The 16,811-nt window shown below is 68.7% G+C and carries 18 protein-coding genes; 15 read left to right on the top strand and 3 right to left on the bottom strand.

Translation table 11 applies throughout. From position 1 onward, the window contains the following. Positions 1 to 2 precede the first annotated feature (2 nt). The 11 genes from E2F49_RS05185 to E2F49_RS05135 all read left to right on the top strand — a co-directional run bounded on the left by E2F49_RS05185 (position 3) and on the right by E2F49_RS05135 (position 10,244). Complete coding sequence (locus tag E2F49_RS05185; protein ID WP_133392879.1) at positions 3 to 215, top strand: DUF4287 domain-containing protein; 213 nt, start codon at positions 3 to 5, stop codon at positions 213 to 215. A 73-nt stretch (positions 216 to 288) separates the two neighbouring features. Continuing rightward, positions 289 to 489 (top strand): glycine zipper domain-containing protein, encoded by a 201-nt coding sequence (locus tag E2F49_RS05180; RefSeq protein ID WP_133392878.1) that lies wholly within the window; start codon positions 289 to 291, stop codon positions 487 to 489. Further along, complete coding sequence (gene folP / locus E2F49_RS05175; protein ID WP_133392877.1) at positions 489 to 1,388, top strand: dihydropteroate synthase; 900 nt, start codon at positions 489 to 491, stop codon at positions 1,386 to 1,388. Before E2F49_RS05180 ends, folP begins: the two co-directional genes overlap by 1 nt. 311 nt (positions 1,389 to 1,699) lie before the next feature. Further along, positions 1,700 to 3,187 (top strand): sodium/proline symporter PutP, encoded by a 1,488-nt coding sequence (gene putP, locus E2F49_RS05170; protein WP_133392876.1) that lies wholly within the window; start codon positions 1,700 to 1,702, stop codon positions 3,185 to 3,187. 150 nt (positions 3,188 to 3,337) lie between these two features. Then, positions 3,338 to 4,309, top strand: coding sequence for a tRNA (adenosine(37)-N6)-dimethylallyltransferase MiaA (gene miaA, locus E2F49_RS05165; protein WP_133392875.1), 972 nt, complete (start codon positions 3,338 to 3,340; stop codon positions 4,307 to 4,309). 196 nt (positions 4,310 to 4,505) lie between these two features. Continuing rightward, positions 4,506 to 4,787 carry an RNA chaperone Hfq gene (gene hfq / locus E2F49_RS05160; protein ID WP_096009281.1) on the top strand — a complete coding sequence of 94 codons (282 nt, stop codon included), beginning with the start codon at positions 4,506 to 4,508 and terminating at the stop codon, positions 4,785 to 4,787. Positions 4,788 to 4,805: 18 nt separating this feature from the next. Continuing rightward, complete coding sequence (gene hflX / locus E2F49_RS05155) at positions 4,806 to 6,128, top strand: ribosome rescue GTPase HflX (protein ID WP_055248629.1); 1,323 nt, start codon at positions 4,806 to 4,808, stop codon at positions 6,126 to 6,128. Between the two features lie 192 nt (positions 6,129 to 6,320). Then, a complete protein-coding gene (gene hflK / locus E2F49_RS05150; protein ID WP_055248627.1) occupies positions 6,321 to 7,508 on the top strand; it encodes an FtsH protease activity modulator HflK in 1,188 nt (395 codons plus the stop codon). Continuing rightward, on the top strand, positions 7,505 to 8,368 hold the full coding sequence (gene hflC, locus E2F49_RS05145; RefSeq protein ID WP_055248625.1) for a protease modulator HflC: 864 nt from the start codon (positions 7,505 to 7,507) through the stop codon (positions 8,366 to 8,368). Before hflK ends, hflC begins: the two co-directional genes overlap by 4 nt. A gap of 13 nt (positions 8,369 to 8,381) precedes the next feature. After that, a complete protein-coding gene (locus tag E2F49_RS05140) occupies positions 8,382 to 8,570 on the top strand; it encodes a DUF2065 domain-containing protein (RefSeq protein WP_055248623.1) in 189 nt (62 codons plus the stop codon). 381 nt (positions 8,571 to 8,951) lie between these two features. Continuing rightward, on the top strand, positions 8,952 to 10,244 hold the full coding sequence (locus E2F49_RS05135; RefSeq protein ID WP_055248621.1) for an adenylosuccinate synthase: 1,293 nt from the start codon (positions 8,952 to 8,954) through the stop codon (positions 10,242 to 10,244). Between the two features lie 141 nt (positions 10,245 to 10,385). Here E2F49_RS05135 and E2F49_RS05130 read toward each other — a convergent pair whose 3' ends face one another. Then, entirely contained in the window at positions 10,386 to 11,786 is a 1,401-nt protein-coding gene (locus E2F49_RS05130) for a sensor histidine kinase (protein ID WP_133392874.1), read from the bottom strand. Between the two features lie 230 nt (positions 11,787 to 12,016). Here E2F49_RS05130 and E2F49_RS05125 point away from each other — a divergent pair, with 230 nt between their 5' ends. After that, the gene (locus E2F49_RS05125) at positions 12,017 to 12,304 is read left to right on the top strand and encodes a hypothetical protein (RefSeq protein WP_133392873.1); all 288 of its coding nucleotides are present in this window, start codon (positions 12,017 to 12,019) and stop codon (positions 12,302 to 12,304) included. A 71-nt stretch (positions 12,305 to 12,375) separates the two neighbouring features. On the opposite strand, the gene E2F49_RS05120 is transcribed toward E2F49_RS05125, so the two are convergent. Continuing rightward, positions 12,376 to 13,185, bottom strand: coding sequence for a formate/nitrite transporter family protein (locus tag E2F49_RS05120; protein WP_133392872.1), 810 nt, complete (start codon positions 13,183 to 13,185; stop codon positions 12,376 to 12,378). Between the two features lie 224 nt (positions 13,186 to 13,409). Between E2F49_RS05120 and E2F49_RS05115 the strand changes: the two genes are divergently transcribed. Continuing rightward, positions 13,410 to 13,850, top strand: a complete 441-nt coding sequence (locus tag E2F49_RS05115; RefSeq protein ID WP_133392871.1) for a DUF2231 domain-containing protein — start codon at positions 13,410 to 13,412, stop codon at positions 13,848 to 13,850. A gap of 8 nt (positions 13,851 to 13,858) precedes the next feature. Further along, entirely contained in the window at positions 13,859 to 15,247 is a 1,389-nt protein-coding gene (locus E2F49_RS05110; protein WP_208004838.1) for a PQQ-dependent sugar dehydrogenase, read from the top strand. Positions 15,248 to 15,337: 90 nt separating this feature from the next. Here the strand turns inward: E2F49_RS05110 and E2F49_RS05105 are convergent, their stop codons facing one another. Further along, positions 15,338 to 15,742, bottom strand: coding sequence for a RidA family protein (locus tag E2F49_RS05105; RefSeq protein WP_055248608.1), 405 nt, complete (start codon positions 15,740 to 15,742; stop codon positions 15,338 to 15,340). Positions 15,743 to 15,880: 138 nt separating this feature from the next. On the opposite strand from E2F49_RS05105, the gene E2F49_RS05100 reads away from it, so the two are divergent. Continuing rightward, positions 15,881 to 16,795 (top strand): LysR family transcriptional regulator, encoded by a 915-nt coding sequence (locus tag E2F49_RS05100; RefSeq protein WP_133392869.1) that lies wholly within the window; start codon positions 15,881 to 15,883, stop codon positions 16,793 to 16,795. The last annotated feature ends 16 nt before the right edge of the window (positions 16,796 to 16,811 follow it).

Genomic DNA, 16,811 nt, shown 5'->3' with positions numbered 1-16,811 from the left:
TCGTGGCGACAGACGACAAGGTGACGGGGCCCGCGTCCTGTTTCCCGTCGATCGAGACGACGTGCGGCAAGCCGGTCGCGCACTGGTTTGCGCTGCCCGACGGCGTCGCGGATCGCAAGCCCATGGCGCAGGTCGCGTTCCTCGAGGCCGAGCACGGCATCGGCGACGGGCATGCGAATGCACCGGTCGCGTTTCATAGCGCGCAAGGCGGCTGAAGCGCTGTGCGGCTTGCGAACGCTGCATCGAACGGCCAGAGTCCGGCTTCACGCAACGCCGCCGGAGCACGCCATGTCGGAATCACAGTCCAGGACCCGTTACCCCTTGCTGCCGATCGGCATCAGCGCAGGCGTGGCGATCGGCGTGGCGATCGGATCGGCCCTGGGCAGCGTGTCGCTGGGCGTCGCGATCGGTGTCGCATTGGGCGTGGCCTTCGGTCTAAGCCGGCGTGTCGTCACGATCGAGGCCCCGAACGACAAGGCGACGCGCTGATGTTCGACACCGCACCCCAGCTCGACTGCAACGGCCGCGTGCTGCGGCTCGACCGTCCGCGCGTGATGGGCATCGTCAACGTCACGCCGGATTCGTTCTCCGACGGCGGCGCACACGACACGACCGAAGCGGCGATCGCCCACGGCGTGCGACTCGCAGGCGAGGGCGCGGACATTCTCGACATCGGCGGCGAGTCGACGCGCCCGGGCGCCGAAGACGTGTCCGTCGAGGAGGAGCTGCGCCGCGTGGTGCCGGTGATCGAAGGGCTGGCCGCGCAGACCGCATTGCCGATCAGCATCGACACGTCCAAGCCCGAGGTGATGCGCGCGGCGGTCGCGGCCGGCGCCGGCATGATCAACGACGTCTACGGCCTGCGCCGCGAGGGTGCGCTGGAAGCCGCGGCATCACTGGGCGTGCCGGTCGTGCTGATGCACATGCTCGGCGAGCCGCGCGGCATGCAGGACGCGCCGAATTACGACGACGTCGTCGGCGACGTGCACCGCTTTCTCGCCGAGCGGATCTTCTCGGCCGAAATGGCGGGTATCGCGCGCCGGCACATCGTTGTCGATCCCGGCTTCGGCTTCGGCAAGACCACCGCCCACAACATGGCCTTGCTGGCGCAATTGCAGCGTTTCGGGGAACTGGGCGTGCCGGTGCTGGCCGGGCTGTCGCGCAAGCGCAGCATCGGTGAACTCACCGGACGCGAGGTGCCGGCCGATCGCGTTGCGGGCTCGGTGGCCGCGCATCTGATCGCCGCGCAGTACGGCGCGCGGATCCTGCGCGTGCATGACGTGGCGGCGACCGTCGACGCGCTGAAGGTATGGGCGGCGGTGGACGCGGTGCCGAAACCGCGCGTGGCGACGGCGAAGCCGACGATCCAGTGGCCCGATGACGTCTGAGGCTGACAAGCGAGCACTTTGGTCCTGCGCTTGAATCTGCCCCTTCCCCCGCCACGCGAGGGAAGGCTGGGATGGGGGCAAACAGGCAGACGTCAGTCCGTAGTTGCGGCGGGCATGTTTCAGTCCTGTGTTCCGCGCGACGCGTTGACCTCCTGATCGGATCGTTTGCCCCCACCCAACCCTCCCCCGCAAGCGGGGGAGGGCTCTCCAGCGCGAAGCTCTTCGTGCGGAGCCATCCGTTCCCCGCCATCGCCGCCCATCCCTTGTAAGCTTCGACCCCTGCCGCCGCGTGCCGCGGCCGGGGAGTCTGCATGAACGTCAGTACGCCGCTTTTCGTCACCTTCGCCGGATACCTGTTGCTGATGGTCGCCATCGGCTTCTGGGCCTGGTATCGCACCAAGACCTTCGACGACTACATCCTCGGCGGGCGTTCGCTGGGCAGTTACGTCACCGCATTGTCGGCGGGCGCGTCGGACATGAGTGGCTGGCTGCTGATGGGGCTGCCGGGCGCGCTGTACCTCACCGGCGCGTCCGAGGCGTGGATCGCGATCGGACTGGTGATGGGCGCGTATCTCAATTGGCGCTTCGTCGCCGGTCCGCTGCGCCTGTACACCGAGCGCACGCACAACGCGCTGACGCTGCCCGACTATTTCACCCACCGCTTCGAGGATCGCCAGAAGCTGCTGCGGGTGATTTCGGCGCTGGTGATCCTGGTGTTCTTCGCCGTGTATTGCGCGTCGGGCATCGTCGCCGGTGCGCGCCTGTTCGAGAGCGTGTTCGGCATCCCGTATGCGCAGGCGCTGTGGTACGGCGCGGCCGCGACCATCCTCTACACGCTGTTCGGCGGGTTCCTGGCGGTGAGCTGGACGGACATGGTGCAGGCCACACTGATGATCTTCGCGCTGCTGCTGGTGCCGATCATCGTGGTGGTCAGCAACGGCGGCGTCGGTCCGAGCCTGGCGCTGATCGAGCAGGTCGATCCCGGTCATCTGGACTGGATCGGCGCCGGCGGCATCGTCGCGGTGATTTCGGCGCTCGCCTGGGGCTTCGGCTACTTCGGTCAACCGCACATCCTCGCGCGTTTCATGGCCGCCGACAGCGTGCGCACGATTCCGCACGCGCGCCGCATCGGCATGACCTGGATGATCCTGTGCCTGGGCGGTGCGCTGGCGACCGGTTTCTTCGGCGTGGCGTACTTCTCGGCCAATCCAGGCCAGGCCGGCCCGGTGGACGCCAACCCCGAGCGCGTCTTCATCGTGCTGTCCGAGCTGCTGTTCAATCCGTGGATCGCGGGCATCCTGCTGTCGGCGATTCTCGCTGCGGTGATGAGCACGCTGTCGTGCCAGCTGCTGGTGTGCTCGAGCGCGCTGACCGAAGACTTCTACCGCGGCTTCCTGCGCCCGAAGGCGGGCCACCGTGAGCTCGTGTGGATCGGCCGCCTGATGGTGCTGTCGATCGCGCTGCTGGCGATCTGGATCGCGCGCGATCCCGACAGCCGCGTGCTCGGCCTGGTCTCCTACGCCTGGGCCGGCTTCGGCGCGGCCTTCGGCCCGGTCGTTGTGCTGTCGCTGTTCTGGCAGCGCATGAACCGCAACGGTGCGATCGCCGGCATCGCCGCCGGCGCGGTGACCGTGGTGCTGTGGAAGTTCACCGGCAACGCGCTGTACGAAATGGTGCCGGGCGTGATCGTCGCGACGGTCGCGATCGTCGTCGTGAGTCTGATGGGCCGCGCGCCGTCGCAGGCGGTACAGGCAACCCACCAGCAGGTGCGGCTGGCGTTGAAGGAGAGCGGGTACTGAGGATGGGCAGCCCTGCCGGCGATGTCCTTGTCGTCATCCCGGGGTACCTCGGGATCCAGCGACTTTCCGCTGTTCACGATCTCCGGCAAAGACACCGGATCCCGGCGTGCGCCGGGATGACGGGCGTCGGGACGCTCCGCGAGCGCGGGCATGATTGAGGCGGAACGCTCTCGCGCCATCGCCCTCATGGGCCCCACGGCCTCGGGCAAAACCGCGCTCGCGCTCGATTGGGCCGAGCGCTTTGGCGGCGAAATCATCAGCGTCGATTCGGCGCTGGTCTATCGCGGCCTCGACATCGGCGCGGCCAAGCCCGACGCCGCGGAACGCGCGCGCGCGCCGCATCACATGCTCGACCTGCGCGATCCGTGGCAGACCTATTCGGCGGCCGAGTTCGCCCACGATGCCCGTGCCGCCGTCGACGACATCCTGTCGCGCGGCCGCGTGCCGATCCTTGCAGGCGGCACCGGCATGTATTTCGCGGCGCTGCTCGACGGGCTGTCGCCGATGCCCGAGGCCGACGCCGACACCCGTGCGGCGATCACCGCCGAAGCCGCCGAACGCGGCTGGCCTGCGCTGCACGCCCAACTCGCGCAGATCGATCCCGAGGCTGCGGCTCGCATCCAACCCGGCGATCCGCAGCGCATCCAGCGTGCGCTCGAAGTCCACCGGCTGACCGGCACGCCGATCAGCGAATGGCAGAAGCGACCGAGCACGTCGCCCCCGTTTCCCGCGCAGGTGCTGTCGCTGGCGATCGCGCCCCCGGAACGCGCGACGCTGCACGCACGGATTGCCGCGCGTTTCGACGCGATGCTGGCCGCGGGTTTTCTCGACGAGGTGCAGGACCTGCGCGCATTGCCGCAGCTGCAGGCGCATCCGGCGCCGCTGGACCTGCCGGCGATCCGCGCGGTCGGATATCGCCAGGCCTGGGAATTCCTCGACGGGCAGGGCACCGAAACGGCGTTTCGCGAGCGCGCGATCGCCGCGACCCGGCAACTGGCCAAGCGCCAATTCACGTGGCTCCGCGGGCGCAGCGGGGCGACGTGGTTCGATCCGGCGACGCAGCGCGATGCACTGGACACGACGGTGGCCGGATTTCTTGGCGCAGGCGATCCCCGCGCCTGACTCGCGCCCGTCGTCCGGCCGCCCGAAGGCATCCCGCCACGGCCATCACGAATCACCGATCCGGCACAGCGATCCGGCGTGCCGATGCCGCACCGTTGGCGTCCCGGCCGTGTAACATCGGCCGGTCGTCGTCCGGGGAGCGGGCGACGGCCCGGCCAACAGGTCATCAGAACAACAACCACGCTGGGGAAACACCATGTCCAAGGGGCAATCCTTGCAGGATCCTTTCCTGAACGCACTGCGCCGCGAGCGCGTGCCCGTCTCGATTTACCTCGTCAACGGCATCAAACTGCAGGGCACGATCGAATCGTTCGACCAGTTCGTGGTGTTGCTGCGCAACACCGTGAGCCAGATGGTCTACAAGCACGCGATCTCGACCGTGGTGCCGGCCCGCAATGTCCGCGTCGCGCCGGGCGGCGGATTCGTCCAGTCGTCCGAAGGCGAGGAAGGCGACGAGGCCGCCGAAACGAACGACTGACCCGAGGTGTGACCCGCTTTGTTCGAACGCTCCCGCAAGGGTGAAAACGCGCTGCTGATCCAGCCGCATGCGCACGGCCCGGCCGACGAAGGCGCGCTGGAGGAATTTTCGGAACTCGCCCGCTCGGCCGGTGCGCGCGTCGCGGCGGTCGTCCCGGCGCGCATCGACAAGCCCAATGCCGCCACGCTGTTCGGCAGCGGCAAGCTCGACGAGATCAAGACCGCGGCCGATGCCACCGGCGCCGATCTGGTGCTGGTCAACCACCGGCTCACGCCGGGTCAGGAACGCAATCTCGAGAAGTTCCTTGAGCGCCGCGTCGTCGACCGCACCGGCCTGATCCTCGACATCTTCGCCCAGCGCGCCCGCAGCCACGAAGGCAAGCTGCAGGTGGAACTCGCGCAGTTGCGCCACATGGCCACGCGCCTGGTGCGCGGCTGGACCCACCTGGAGCGCCAGCGTGGCGGCTCGATCGGCCTGCGTGGCCCGGGTGAGACCCAGCTCGAAACCGACCGTCGCCTGTTGCAGAAGCGGCTTGAGCAGCTGCAGGCGCGCCTCGACAAGGTGGAAGTGCAGCGCACGCAGATGCGCCGCGCGCGCGTGCGCAGCGAGCTGCCGCGCGTGGCGCTGGTCGGCTACACCAACGCCGGCAAGTCGACACTGTTCAACACGCTGACCGGCGCCGATGCCTACGCGGCCGACCAGCTGTTCGCCACGCTCGATCCCACCGTGCGCCGTGTCGACCTGTCGGGCGGCAGCATCGTGTTGGCCGACACCGTCGGTTTCGTGCGCGACCTGCCGCACGAACTCGTCGCCGCGTTCCGCTCGACTTTGTCCGAAGCGCGCGAGGCCGACCTGCTGCTGCACATCATCGATGCCGCCGATCCGCTGCGGAACGAGCGCATCGCCCAAGTCGACGCGGTGCTGTCGGAGATCGGCGCGGGCGATCTGCCGCAGTTGCTGGTGTTCAACAAGATCGATCGGATCGAAGGCGCCACGCCGCGCTACGACCAGGACCCGAACGCGCTCGCCGACGACGCCGTGCGCGAGAGCGTGTGGATCTCGGCGCGCGACGGCCTTGGTCTGGATCTGCTGTCGCAGGCGCTGGCACGCCGGCTTGGCATTCGTCGGGTGACCGGCGAAGTGCGCCTGCCGCCCGAGTCCGGCCGTCTGCATGCGCGCCTGCATGCGCTCGAAGGGGTGCGCGAGGAAACCATCGACGAGGCCGGCTGGCTGCTGCAGGTCGACCTCGCCCATGCCGACGCCGCGCGTCTGGCGTCGCAGCCCGATGGCGGACCGTTGCGTCCGCTCTTGCCTACGGACGAGGACGACACCATCTGGTGATGCGTGCAGGTGCGACCGAACGTCGCACCACGCGCTGGCGGCACCGGTCGATGTGGCGCCGGGCCGCGCGCACCAGCGAAAACCCCGGCATGACCTTCGGCGTGCGTGGCCTGTGGAGGGCGCCAGCCGGTTAGACTATGCGACCCCCGCGCCGCCGCCGACGCAGGCTGCGCGCCCAGAACTGGAGCAGGCATGGCCTGGAACATTCCCGGCAACAACAAGGACAACGATTCACCGGACCGCAAGAGCGGCGGGGATCAGGGCGAACGCAATCCATGGCCGCCGCGCCGCACCGGCGGTGGTGGTGGACGTGGGGGACGCGGCAACGGCGGTGGCGGCTTCGACCGCATTCTCGACCAGTTCCGCGGTCTGTTCGGTGGTGGGTTCGGCGGCGGCAATCCGCTGCGCTGGATCGTCCCGGTCCTGATCGTCGTCCTGCTGCTTAACTGCTTCGTGCTGGTGGGTGAAACCCAGCGCGGCGTGGTGCTGCGCTTCGGCCAGGTCGCCCGCGTGATGCAGCCCGGCCCGAACCTCAAGCTGCCGTGGCCGATCGAGCGTGTGACCAAGGTCGACGCGACCACCGTGCAGTCGTACAGCAACACCGTGCCGGTGCTGACCCGCGACGAAAACATCGTCGTCGTCTCGTTCAACGTCCAGTACCGCGTCGGCGATGCCACGCAGTATCTGTTCGGCACCCGCAACGCCCGCGAGATGCTCGAGCAGACCGCGCTCAGCGCCGTGCGCGAGCAGATCGGCCGGGTGAATCTGGACGCCGCGCTCAATGCGCGTGGTCCGATCTCGACCGCCGCGCAGACCTCGCTGCAGGCTTCGCTCGACAGCTACCGCACCGGCCTGTTCGTCAACGAACTGAACCTGCAGGACGCGCGCCCGCCCGAAGAGGTCAAGGCCGCGTTCGACGAGGTCAACAGCGCGCAGCAGATGAACGAGCAGCTGGTCAAGGAGGCCGGCGCCTACGCGGCGAAGATCGTGCCCGAAGCACGCGGCGAGTCGGAGCGCATCCGCTCGCAGGCCGAAGGTTACAAGACCGCCGAAATCGCCCGCGCCACCGGTGACGCGACCCGCTTCTCGCTGCTGGTCGACGCCTACGCCGGCGCGCAGGACGTGACCCGCAAGCGTCTGTGGCTCGAAACCGTGCAGAGCGTGCTGGCCGAGAACCGCGTCGTCGTCGGTGGCGATGGCCGCCAGCTGATCTACGTGCCGATGGCGGGGCAAGGCGGTGCGCAGTCCGCGCCGTCGGTGATTCCGCCCGAAGTGCTGTCGCCGGCCGTCGAGGCCACGCGCGGCACCACCAGCAATGCCGCGCCGGCCCCGGCCGCGCGCAACCTGCCGCGGCCGCCGCGTGAGGGAGCGACCCGATGAGACTCAATTTCGTCATTCCGCTGTTGATCGTTGTCCTGCTGGGCCTGATGGGCTCGGTGTACGTGGTCCGCGAGGGCCAGGTGGGCATGGTGCTCAACCTCGGCCGCGTGGCGCGTACCGACATCGGTCCGGGCCTGCATTTCAAGATTCCGCTGATCGAGTCGGCGCGCATCTTCGACCGCCGCTTCAACGCCAGCGCGTTCTCGCCCGAGCGCTCGCTGACCTCCGAGCGCAAGGACGTCAGCGTGGACTTCGTGGCCATCGTCGCCATCAGCGACGTCGCCGCGTTCTACCGCGCCACGTCGGGCAACGAGAGCGATGCCAACCTGCGTCTCGAGCCGATCATCAAGAACTCGCTGCGCAACGAGATCAACGCCAGCACGCTGACCGAACTGGTCTCGGGCAACCGCGCCGAGTTCGTCGAGCGCCAGCTGCCGGGCATCAACGAGGCGGCCAAGTCGCTGGGCATGCGCATCATCGACATCCGTCTCAAGCAGATCGATCTGCCGACCGACAGCCAGGTGATCCAGCAGGTCTACAACCGCATGCGTGCCGAGCGCCAGGAAGTGGCCACGCGCCTGCGTGCCGAGGGTGAGGAACGCGCCCGCGCGATCCGCGGCCAGGCCGACCGCGAGCAGGTGGTGATCCTCGCCGAGGCCGAGCGCGATGCGCAGACCCTACGCGGTGAAGGCGACGCGGAAGCGGCGCGCATCTACGGCGATGCGGCGAACCGCGATCCGGCGTTCTACGCCTTCCAGCGCAGCCTTGAGGCGTATCGCGCCGCGTTCGACAAGGGCGACAGCGTGATCGTGCTCGAGCGCAACGACCCCTTCCTGCAGTACATGCGCAGCGACCGCTGAGCGGCGCCGCCCGATGTCCGATCTGTGGGCGGCCCTGAGTCTGGTGTGCGTGATCGAGGGCCTGATCCTCTTCGCCGCACCGGCTTTCTGGAAGCGCAACGCCGAGCAGATGCTGTCGATGTCCACGCCCACCCTGCGCCGGATCGGCGCCGGGGTGCTGGTGGCGGGGCTGGTGGCGTTGTATTTCGTGCGGGGTGGGTGAGGGGCGACGGCCCGGGTCCCGTCATCCCGGCGAAGGCCGGGATCCAGCGTCTTTTGCCTCTGGGGCTCTGACGCCTGCAGGAGTCAGACTCCGCCCATCTGAAGTCACTGGATCCCGGCTTTCGCCGGGATGACGAGTAAGAGAGCAGGTGTTCCTGCGCCCCCTGAACCATCCCCACAAAGAGGTGGCCCCCGTCACCCTATATCCGGATAATGCCGAAAAGCCGGACGGGCCGACTCTGACCAGAGCGGATCGCCGGCTTTTTCCGTGTCCGGCCCCGTGCGACGGTCGTCTCCCCGATGGAGCGGCCAACCATCGAACAGGGCAGGCCGGTCCCTTCCTGCGGCCCCGATGGCCGCAATGCGATACAGGAGTCACGAGATGGGTCAGTCAGTCGTCGTAATCGGCGCCCAGTGGGGCGATGAAGGCAAGGGCAAGATCGTCGACCTGCTCACGCAGGACATCGGCGCCGTGGTGCGCTTCCAGGGCGGCCACAACGCCGGCCATACGCTGGTCATCAACGGCAAGAAAACCGTTCTCCACCTCATTCCGTCCGGCATCCTGCGCGACGACGCGCTGTGCCTGATCGGCAACGGCGTGGTGCTGAGCCCGGCCGCGTTGATCAAGGAGATTGGCGAGCTCGAGGCCGCCGGCGTCGAAGTGCGTTCGCGCCTGAAGATCAGCCCGGCCACGCCGCTGATCATGCCGTACCACATCGCCCTCGATCAGGCCCGCGAAAAGGCCGCCGGCGGCAAGGCCATCGGCACCACCGGCCGCGGTATCGGCCCGGCCTACGAGGACAAGGTCGCCCGTCGCGGCATCCGCGTCGCGGACCTGCATTACCCCAAACAGCTCGAAGAACTCCTGCGCACGGCGCTCGACTATCACAACTTTGTGCTGACCAAGTACCTCGGCGTCGAAGCTGTCGACTTCCAGAAGACCTATGACGAAGCGCTGGCCTTCGGCGAATACGTCGAGCCGATGAAGTCCGACGTCGCGGGCATCCTGCACGACCTGCGCAAGCAGGGCAGCCGCGTGCTGTTCGAGGGCGCGCAGGGCGCGTTGCTCGACATCGACCACGGCACCTATCCCTACGTCACCAGCTCCAACACGACCGTCGGCGGCGCGCTGGCCGGCACCGGTGTCGGCGCGGACGCGATCGACTACGTGCTGGGCATCGCCAAGGCCTATGCCACGCGCGTCGGCGGCGGGCCGTTCCCGACCGAACTCGACGACGAGATCGGCCAGGGCATTCGCGACCGCGGCCAGGAGTACGGCGCTTCCACCGGCCGTCCGCGCCGCTGCGGCTGGATGGACATCGTCGCGCTCAAGCGCGCCGTCGCCATCAACGGTATCTCCGGCCTGTGCATCACCAAGCTCGACGTGCTCGACGGCATGGAGAAGCTGAAGATCTGCATCGCTTACGAATACAACGGCAAACGCACCGAATACGCACCGCTCGACGCCGCCGGCTGGGACGACTGCACGCCCGTCTACCTCGAGTTCCCGGGCTGGAGCGAGAACACCCACGGCATCACGGAGTGGGACAAGCTCCCCCCGGCGGCCCGCGCCTACCTGCGTGCGCTGGAAGAACTGGCCGGCTGCCCGATCAGCATCGTCAGCACCGGTCCCGACCGTGCGCACACGATGGTGCTGCAGGATCCGTTCGCCTGATCGACCCCCGGTCGACGGCTGCATGGAAAAAACCCCGCGAAAGCGGGGTTTTCTTCTTTCCGGGCGAGCGACGGATGTCGAGTCACGCGCTGTCGCGTGCGTCAAGGCGACGCCGCCGTACCGGCTGGCGCGCGTCCCCTTTCACCCGGCCCGCGCGCCCGAAATCGGCACCTCGATCGTGCAATGTACGCCGTCGTCTTCCAGCGCATACGTCGTGCGTGCGCCGAGCTGGTAGGGCAGGGCATGCTCGATCAGTTCGCGACCGTAACCACCACCGGTCGGCGCGTCGGTGGCGCGCGCCATGTCGATGCCGCTCTCGCGCCAGTCGATGTGCAGCCAGGGCACGCCTTCTTCGTCGACGAGGCGCCAGTGCACGGCAAGCCGTCCCTGCGGCTGGACCAGCGCGCCGTACTTGGAAGCGTTGGTCGCCAGCTCGTGCAGCGCGAGCGCGAAGGTCTGCAGCGAGCCCGAGCGCAGGCGCACGCCGGCCGGACCGCGCAGCTCCACGCGTTCTCCGTGGCCGTCGGCATCCACGGCGCCCATCGATGCGAGTTCGTTGCGCAGCAGGGCGTCGAAATCCACGCGGTCGCTTTCCTGCAGACGGGAGAGTTGTTCCTGCACGCGCACGAGCGCACCGAGGCGGCTGCGATACGTCGTCGACAGGTCATCGATATCGGTGCTGCCGAGGCGGGTTTTCTCGAACACCGCCGACACGACCGCCATGATGTTGCGCGTACGGTGCTGCAGTTCCTTGAGCAGCACCTGCTGACGCGCGTCCCACTGGCGGCGTTCGGTCGCGTCGCGGCCGACCTTCAGAAAGCCGGCCGTCTCGCCAGCGGCGCCCAGGATCGGACGCATCACGCCCTCGATGAAGACCCGGTCGCCGTCCTTGCGTGCATGCCAGCGCACGTCGGGCGCGCTGCCCTGTTCGTGCGCCATGCGCATTTCCTGCTCGGGCACGCCGGCCGCGCAGTCCTCGGGGGTGAAGGTCATCGAGGCGTGCTGGCCGATCGCCTCCTCGGCGGTCCAGCCGAACACGGCGTGCGCGCCGGACGGCCAGCTGCGGATGATGCCCTCGGCATCGGTCGAGAAGATGCCGTAGTCCAGTGCGGTCGTGACGATGCTGCGATACCGCTCGTCACTTTCGCGCAGGCGTGTTTCGAGCCGGCGGATCCGCTGCGCGAGCGCGGCCTCGTGCGCGCGCGCGCAGGCGGCGGCGCTGTCGAAGGCCTGCATCAGCCCGTGGGGCGCCGCGTCCTCTCGCGGCCCCGGACCTTGCAGAACGTCCAGCGTGCTCGCACGCAGCCGCGCGAGATCGTCGAGCACCGCCTCCAGTGGCGCGTCGATGGCCGCCTGCGTCAGCGCGGGCTGGGTTGGCGCGCCATGCGCGTTGGCGTGCGCCATGACGAAGCGCAGCAGCGCTTCGGCATCGCGGTCGGACAGCGCGCCGGTTGTCTCGCCCTGCGGCATCGGGCGATCCGGGCGCCGCGCGCGCCAATCGGCGAGGATGGTCGCGATGTTCGATTCGGTTGGAAGTGGCATCGACAGTTCCACGAAAGCGCCCGGCGAGAACCGCGGGGCAGGCTGCGGATGCGTGGATCGGGGTGGGGGCGACCGCAGGCATCGCGCGGAGACGCTCACATTGGGAGGCCGATCGCGACAGGCACGTGAAGCGCGCGCGAGCCCTGGATGGAATCCCGGCCCGCACGTCACGCCCTGCGGATGCCGGGTTGTCGCAGACTTCCGCGACGATCACTTCGGAAGGCACAGGCATGGCACACGACGGCGCGCACCAGACGCGGAATTCGACGGGCGGAGACGACAGCGAAGCGATCGCCCGCCGCGCGGCGGCTGCGGAGTTCTCGCACGACCATCCCGATATCCGTCCGGGCGATGCAGGCTGGGCCACGCAGGATCTCGCCGGCTACGTGGCACGCGCCCGGGAGAAGCTGCAGCCGGGTCCCGACGGCGAACCGGTCGGCGTGGCCAAGCGGTTCATGGATGCGGACTGGTCGCCGTCCGAGCACGAGGCCGCGGTGCACGAGGCGCTGCCGCGCTGAGCCGGGTAGCGGCTTAGACGCGTGATGCGTCGACGTGCGTCGGAAGGCAGCGAGCCGAGGCGCGGAGATCGTCAGCGTTCGCGCCCGTAGGTGATCCAGTACACGAGTCCCAGACCGCCGCCGCCGATGAGGTTGCCGAGCGTCGACCACGCCAGATTGGCGCCCGCGGCGCCCCATGACAGTCCGTGCGGCAGTTCGGCGCCGGTTGTCGCTTGGGCCACCAGGCCCAGCGGCAGCAGCGACATGTTCGCGATCGAATGTTCCAGACCGAGTGCGACGAACGCGGCGATCGGCGGCACGATGACGGCGGCCTTGTCGACGGCCGACTTGGCGCCTGCCGCCATCCAGACCGCCAGGCACACCAGCACGTTGGCGAGTACACCGCTGGCCACGATCGCGGCGGGCTGCTTGCCACTCTTGTCGGCGGCGAGATCGATGGCGGAAGTCGCAACCGCTCCGTCCCCGGCGAGATGCACGCCGGCGCCGAGCGCCAGCAGCACCAGCAGCAGCGCGCCGACGCAGTTGGCCAGCCAGACCAGCGACCACGCCCGCAGCACCTGCGCCGCACCAATGCGTTGTTGCGCCAGCGGCAGCGTCATCAGCGTGTTGCCGGTGAACAGCTCGGCGCCGGCGAGAACGACGAGAATCAGGCCGACTGCAAAGCCCAGACCGGCCGCAGCCTGTGCAAGACCATGGGGCAGGTCGTCGGCGCCCGCGGCGATCAGCACGGCAACGAGGCTGCCGAAACCGATGTAGGCACCGGCCAGCACGCCCAGCGCGATCATCTTCCCCGACGACAGCGTGGCTTTCTCGACACAGGTGTCGGACAGCGCGCGGGCAATCTCCGCAGGCGAGGCGAGGGCGGGAGAGGCGTCGGCCATGAAAGCGCATCCATTCGGGCGAGCGCCCACCTATACGCGGGCACGGGTGACGTTAGTGGGTGGAGTTCCAAGGTCCGATCCATCCGTTGGTACCGTGCGAACGTCGGCAAAGGTGCGAGGCGCCGCGCACGTTCACCGTCTCTTGCGCTCCGATGTACGACCGTCTGCTCTGCACGCCCCGCGGACCGCCGCGTGGCCTTGCCCCGCCGAAGCCGAGACTACTCATGCAGACACCCCCCGTCCTCGTGGCGCAGCCGTACCGGCCGCTCCATCCGCTGCATCTGCTGCTGGTCAGCAGTGCGTTCCCGCTGTTCCTCGGCGGCCTGCTCGCCGACATCGCGTATTCGCGCACGTACGAGATCCAGTGGACGAATTTCGCGTCCTGGCTGGTCGCCGGCGCGATGGTGTTCGCGGTGCCGGCGCTGATCTGGGCACTGGTGTCGCTGTTCGTGCCGAGCGCGCGCACCGGCACCCGTTTCGTCTACGTGGGCCTGCTGGCGCTGACCTGCGTGCTCGGGTTCCTCAACTCGCTGATCCATGCCATGGACGCGTGGCAGAAGATGCCGCAGGCGCTGGTGTGGTCGGCGCTGTGCGTGCTGTCGATCGGCGCGACGCTGTGGTTCGCGCTCGGCGGTACGCTGCGTCGCCGGGAGGTGCTGCCATGACTGTCCGGATCAAGCGTTCGAAGACCGCGCTGCTGACGCGCGCCCTGGTGCCCGCGCTGGCGATCGCGCTGGCCGCGTGCAGTGGCACGCCGGACGAGACCTACACCGGCACCTCGCCCGATCTGCCCAAGCCGCAGCGCGGCCTGTTTCCGACCCTGAAGATTTCGCTGCCGACCGAATGGGGCGACGAGCTGCCGGCCGTGCCGGAGGGGTACGAGATCGCGCCGATCGCAGACAACCTGCTGATCCCGCGCCAGATGCTGGTCCTGCCCAATGGCGACATCCTCGTGGCCGAAGGCCGCGGCGGGCGCGCACCCAAGCTCACGCCCAAGGACATCATCGCCGGCGTCATCAAGGCGCGCGGCAATACCCAGGTCGAGAGCGGCAACCGCCTGACCCTGTTGCGCGATGCGGATGGTGACGGCACCTACGAGGGCCGTTCGGTGTTCGCCGACAATCTCGATGCGCCCTACGGCCTGGCCTCCGGCAACGGTTCGATCTATGTGGCGACGCAGGATGCATTGCTGCGCTTTCCCTATACCGAAGGCGCGGTCAACGCGGCCGGCGCGCCGGAAGAGATCACCAAGCTGCCCGGCGCGGTGAACCATCACTGGACCAAGGCGCTGACGATCAGTGCCGACGGCCGCTATCTGTTCGTCGGCATCGGTTCGGACAGCAACATCACCGAGCGTGGCCTCGCCGTCGAAGAGAACCGCGCGATGGTCTGGCAGATCGATGCACAGACCGGCTTCCATCGCGTGTTCGCGACCGGCCTGCGCAATCCGACCGCGCTGGCGATGCAGCCGGGCATGGACCAGTTGTGGGCGGTCGTGAACGAGCGTGACGAGATCGGCGACGAACTGGTGCCCGATTATCTGACCAGCGTGCGGCCCGGTGGCTTCTACGGCTGGCCCTACAGCTACTGGGGCCAGAACGTCGACGAGCGCGTGCGCCCGCAAAAGCCTGAACTGGTTGCCCGCGCGATCGCGCCGGACTTCGCACTGGGTTCGCACGTGGCCGCACTCGGCGTGGCGTTCTCGACACCGTCGATGGGTGCCCAGTTCGCGAATGGCGTGTTCGTGGGCCAGCACGGCAGCTGGAACCGCAATCCGCCGGTCGGCTACAAGGTGTCCTTCGTGCCCTTCAGCAACGGCAAGCCGTCTGGCGAAATGATCGACTTCGCCACCGGCTTCCTGGGCCAGGACGGCAAGGCCCGCGGGCGACCGGTCGGTGTGACCGTCGACCCGCGCGGCGCACTGCTGATCGCCGACGATCTGGCCAACACCATCTGGCGCGTCACGCCCACCGGCGGCGCGCAGGGCGCACCTGCCACGCCAGCTGCGCCAGCAGCCGAGCCGGCGCCCGCGCCGGCCGCAACTACGCCGCCGGCAGGTTGATCCACGCCGATGCGTGCATGACGAAGGGCCCTGACGGGCCCTTCGTCGTATCCGGCTACAGGAAGTTCCAGGACTTCCGCGGTCGACCGCTCAGTCGGCGTCGCGCGCCGGGAGCTTCGCCACCACCTTGATCTCGAAATCGAAGCCGGCCAGCCAGGTCACGCCGACCACGGTCGCGGTCGGGAAGGGCGCCTCGCCCCAGTACTCCGGCACGATCTGCCAGGCGCGTTCGAACCGGCTTGCGGGATCGACGATGAAGAAGGTCACGTCGACCACGTCGTCGAAGCTGGCGCCGGCCGCTGCGAGGACCGCATCGAGGTTCTCGAACGCGCGGCGGACCTGCTGCTCGAACTCCGGTTCGGGCGAGCCGTCTTCGCGGCTGCCGACCTGGCCGGACACGAACAGGAAGCCATCGGAGCGCACGGCCGGCGAATAGCGGTGTTTCTCGTACAGCGCATGGCGGCCGGCGGGAAAGACGACGTCACGTGTTGCCATGGAAGTTCTCCTGAGGGGGTTGGACGGGCCGGGAGCGGCCGGCCCCCACAGTCTGTGGACGCGATCTGCGCCGATAAACACGCCGTCTCCGCCAGCACTGTTCGTAGAATCCGGACAATCCCGACTGCCGGATGTGTGATGGACCGTTTCGATGCGATGCAGGCCTTCGCGCGCGTGGTGGAGACGGGCAGCTTCACCAAGGCCGCCGAAACGCTGCACATGAGCCGCTCGACGGTGACCCAGCTGGTCCAGCAGCTCGAGGCGCGGCTGCGGGTGCGATTGCTCAACCGCACGACCCGGCAGGTCAACGTGACCGCGGACGGCGCGGCCTACTACGAGCGCGTGGTGCGGCTGCTGGCCGACATGGACGACGCCGAGACCAGCCTCTCGGATGCGTCGACCACACCGCGCGGGCGCCTGCGCGTCGATGTGCCCAGCCCGTTCGCACGGATGATCCTGGTGCCGGCCTTGCCGGAGTTCCATGCGCGCTATCCGGAAATCCAGCTGGATCTGGGCGTCAGCGACCGGCGCGTGGACCTCATCGGCGAGAACGTCGACTGCGTGGTGCGCGGCGGCACCATCACCGACCAGTCGCTCGTCGCGCGCCACGTCGGCGACCTGCAGCTGGGCGTGCATGCATCGCCCGCGTATCTGACGCGCATGGGCACGCCCGCGCATCCCCGCGAACTCGAGGACACGCATCACCGGATCGTCGGGTTCCTGTGGGCGCGCACCGGCAAGCCGCTGCCGTACGCGATGCGCCGGGGCGACGAGCACCTGCGCGCGCATGGCCGCTACGTGGTGGCGCTGGACGAAGGCAACGCCTATCTCGCTGCGGGACTGGCTGGACTGGGCGTTTTGTGGCTGCCGGCCTACATGGCCAGGCCGCACGTCGCGGCCGGCGAGCTGGTCTCGCTGTTCGAAGACTGGACGATGGACCCGATGCCGATGCACGTCGCGTTTCCGCCCAACCGCCATGTCAGCACCAAATTGCGGGTGTTCATCGACTGGGTCGTCGCCCTGATCGAGGCGCACGCGCCGGTCCGGCGCTGACCGGACCTCCCGACGC

This window comes from Luteimonas terrae, from assembly GCF_004358165.1.
Lineage (GTDB): Bacteria > Pseudomonadota > Gammaproteobacteria > Xanthomonadales > Xanthomonadaceae > Luteimonas > Luteimonas terrae.
Note: the sequence above shows the minus strand (reverse complement) of the source record. Positions and strands in the feature narration are given on the sequence as shown.